Source organism: Mycobacterium sp., assembly GCF_035653355.1.
Classification (GTDB): domain Bacteria; phylum Actinomycetota; class Actinomycetes; order Mycobacteriales; family Mycobacteriaceae; genus Mycobacterium.
Window position 1 is genome coordinate 1 of record NZ_DASRBZ010000002.1, and the last position, 3,504, is coordinate 3,504.

Annotated in this window: 3 protein-coding genes; 1 reads left to right on the forward strand and 2 read right to left on the reverse strand. The window is 64.4% G+C overall.

All coding sequences use genetic code 11. The features are described 5' to 3' along the window. Positions 1-504, forward strand: a 504-nt coding sequence (locus VFA16_RS00060; protein WP_324965852.1) for a hypothetical protein, incomplete at its 5' end; no start/stop codon positions are given. Positions 505-529: 25 nt separating this feature from the next. Here the strand turns inward: VFA16_RS00060 and gatB are convergent. Continuing rightward, entirely contained in the window at positions 530-2,050 is a 1,521-nt protein-coding gene (gene gatB, locus VFA16_RS00065) for an Asp-tRNA(Asn)/Glu-tRNA(Gln) amidotransferase subunit GatB (RefSeq protein ID WP_324965853.1), read from the reverse strand. Between the two features lie 126 nt (positions 2,051-2,176). After that, on the reverse strand, positions 2,177-3,340 hold the full coding sequence (locus tag VFA16_RS00070) for a MinD/ParA family protein (RefSeq protein ID WP_324965854.1): 1,164 nt from the start codon (positions 3,338-3,340) through the stop codon (positions 2,177-2,179). Between the last annotated feature and the right edge of the window lie 164 nt (positions 3,341-3,504).

Sequence of the window (3,504 nt, forward strand, 5' to 3'; positions counted from 1 at the left end):
TACCTGGGCATGGAGATCTCGGGCACCATCCACAACGAGCTGCGTCTCACCGGCCCGCTCGATCTGCCGCCGTCGGATCGGGGCCCGGCATCCCGGGTCCGCCAAAGCGAGGGCAGTGGTGGTGGCCGGTCGATCCCGCAGCACAGGCGGTTGTCCGCGCGCACATCGCGACCCGACGCATCCGGCCGCGTCGAGCAGTGCACCGCGGGCCTGCTGCAGCGAACCCGGATTCGCCGAACCCGCAGCGAGATCGGCGCGGTCGGCATGCTGATCGCTGCCGAGGCGATTGACATGTGCAACGAGCCGGTCATCTATCCGACGTTCGACCACCACTGTCAGGCCTGTGAATTCAGCGCGCCGTGCCTCGCTCTCACCGAAGGTGCCGATGCAGAATCCCTTCTGGCAGCGGACTTTCGGCCTCATCCACCTCAAGACCGCCAGAAGCCGCGATTGGGACAGTCGACCTGGGGCTTCGGCAGAGGCGCCGCGCCGCCTCGGTGGTGATCGCGGCTAGTGCGTCCAGCGTCTGTCAGCTTTGCCCGCAGGCAGCGAGAACGAGCTCGCGGACCCGTGCGGCGTCGGCTTGACCCTTGGTGGCCTTCATGACCGCACCCACGATCGCGCCGGCTGCCTGTACTTTGCCGCCTCGGATCTTCTCGACGATATCGGGGTTGGCGGCCAGCGCTTCGTCGACGGCGGCCCGAATCTGTGAGTCGTCGCGCACCACCGCCAGGCCGCGGGCGTTCATCACCTGCTCGGGCTCCCCCTCGCCCGCTAGTACGCCTTCGACTACCTGGCGCGCGAGCTTGACCGACAGCTTGCCCTCGTCGACCAGCGCGATCACCTTCGCGACCTGCTTCGGGGTGATGGCCAGCTGCTCGAGTTCAACCCCGGCCTCGTTGGCCTTCTGCACCAGGAAGTTGCCCCACCAGGCGCGCGCTTTCTCGCTGGGGACACCCTGCTCGACGGTCGCGATGACCAGGTCGACGGCGCCGGCGTTGACCAGATCACGCATCACCTCGTCGGAAACCCCCCACTCTTGCTGAATTCGCTTGCGGCGCAGCCACGGTAATTCGGGAATGGTTTCGCGCAGCCGCTCGACGAGTTCAGTGCTGGGCGCGACCGGCTCCAAGTCGGGTTCTGGGAAATAGCGGTAGTCCTCGGCGGTCTCCTTGGTGCGACCGGGACTGGTGTAGCCGTCTTCGTGAAAGTGCCGGGTTTCCTGGATGACCCGCCCAGAGGATGCCAGAACGGCACCCTGGCGCTGCATTTCGTAGCGGACCGCGACCTCAACGCTCTTGAGCGAGTTGACGTTCTTGGTCTCGGTGCGGGTGCCGAACTTGACGGCACCGATCGGCTTCAGCGACACGTTGGCGTCGCAGCGCATCGAACCCTGGTCCATCCGAACGTCGGAAACACCCAACGTGCGCAACAAGTCTCGGAGCGCCGTCACGTAGGCTCGGGCGATCTCGGGCGCTCTGGCGCCGGTCTCCTCGATGGGTTTGGTGACGATTTCGATCAGCGGCACCCCGGAGCGGTTGTAGTCGATCAGCGACGTCGTCGCGCCCTCGATGCGGCCGGTCTCACTGCCCAAGTGGGTCAGCTTGCCGGTGTCTTCCTCCATGTGGGCGCGTTCGATGCCGACCCGCCAGCTGGTGCCGTCCTCCAGCGGCACATCCAGGTAGCCGTTGACCGCGATCGGTTCGTCGTACTGCGAGATCTGGTAGTTCTTCGGCATGTCGGGGTAGAAGTAGTTCTTCCGCGCGAACCGGCACCACGGCACGATCTCGCAGTTGAGCGCCAGGCCGATCCTGATCGCCGACTCCACCGCGGCCTGGTTGAGCACCGGCAGCGAACCCGGCAGCCCCAGACACACCGGGCAGACCTGGGTGTTAGGTTCGGCGCCGAATGCGGTGGGGCAGCCGCAGAACATCTTGGTGACGGTGGACAGCTCGACGTGTACCTCCAGGCCGAGCACCGGCTCGTAGCGCGCGATCACGTCGTCGTAGTCGAGCAGCTCAGCGCGGGAGGTTTTCGCAGCAACCGTCATGAGTGAGATCGTAGTTGGGGCGTCTTGGCCGGCGCCATTCGCACGCTCTGTCGGGGAGCTATCGGCGGTCGCGGACCAGCGGCTGTTGCTGACACCAGCGGCAGCGGAAATGGCTCAATCTCGTTGTTAGGCCGGCGACGTTCCGCGATTGGGCAACATGTCCGTCAGCGCGGCTGCCATTTCCAGATAGCGACGCCTGCTCCGCTTGCTCAACTGCTTAAGAGTGATCTCTTTGCCCTGATGCACATGTCGATCGAACGGCAAGTTCACGACGCGTTCGGGGGAGAATTGCTGCAGCAACCGGTCAAGTTCGATGGCTGCCAGCCTGTTCGGTTTGCCTCTTTCGGTGTGGTTTACCGCCAGCACCGCTGAATCAAGAAGGTCATGGTATCCATTGTGGCGCAACCACTTCAATGTGGTCTTGGTCTTCCGTACGGCGTCGATGGAAGTACTGGTGACGACCACCAGGGCCCGCGACTCCGAGAGCACTGCATCCATCATCCCGGATTTGAGGGTGCTGCCGCAGTCGATCACCATCACCGAATAGCGGCTTCGCAGAATTGAAAACGCTTTGACCAAGTCGTCTTGGGTCATCAGCCACTCGCTGTTGACATAGTCCGGAAGGCCGAGCAGCTCCAGGCCCGAGCTGTTCCGGCAAGTGTGGGTTCGCGCGTCGGTATCACGCGCCGCCGCTGCTCTGGTGACGAGGTCGAGCAGGCTGAGCCGATTTCGGCGACCGTGGCGCCCCGCGAGGTCGCCGCCGGCAAGGTCCAGCGCGATCACTCGGTCGTCGCGCACCTGCGCGAAGGTGGAGCCGAGCGCCTCGACCACCGCCGTTTTCCCAACCCCGCCTTTAAGGCCAAGTACCGCTATGGGAAATGCGCTGCCCACCGGAGCGCAGACACGATCGCGCAAACTGGTTTCGTATTTCCGTCGAGCGTCGGGACCGACGCTAAGTCGGCCGATCCCAGAAAGGAGTTCTTGCCACGTGCTTCTGGTCGGAATTTCGTCCAACTGTTCCAACCGGTCGAGGGTGTCCCACCCTAACTGCGGCTCCTGCTCAACCCGCGCCGGCGCGGGCGCCGCCGGGACCGTCGACGCCTCTGGTAGTGCATCGCTCGGCTGTGGCTGATACACCGGATCATCTCGGCGATAGGGCTGCTGCGCATCGTCAGGATTGGGGGTCCGCGGTCGCCCCCGGGCGAATCGGCGCAGGTTGGGCCGACCCGACGGCTGCGCCGACGGCACCCCCTGGTGAACAACACCGCGATAAGAACCGCGGTAATTCATGTTTTCGACGGTAACACCGGTTTATATGGACCGGCTAGTCGTTCGCTCAGCAAATTGCATGAGACGTGTGTGGAATACCGGTAAGCACCACCCTGCGGTCGTGTAATCGTTTGGACGCCGCACGTGGGCAATGGCGCGTTAGCCGAAGAAGGCGGCGGCGTCGT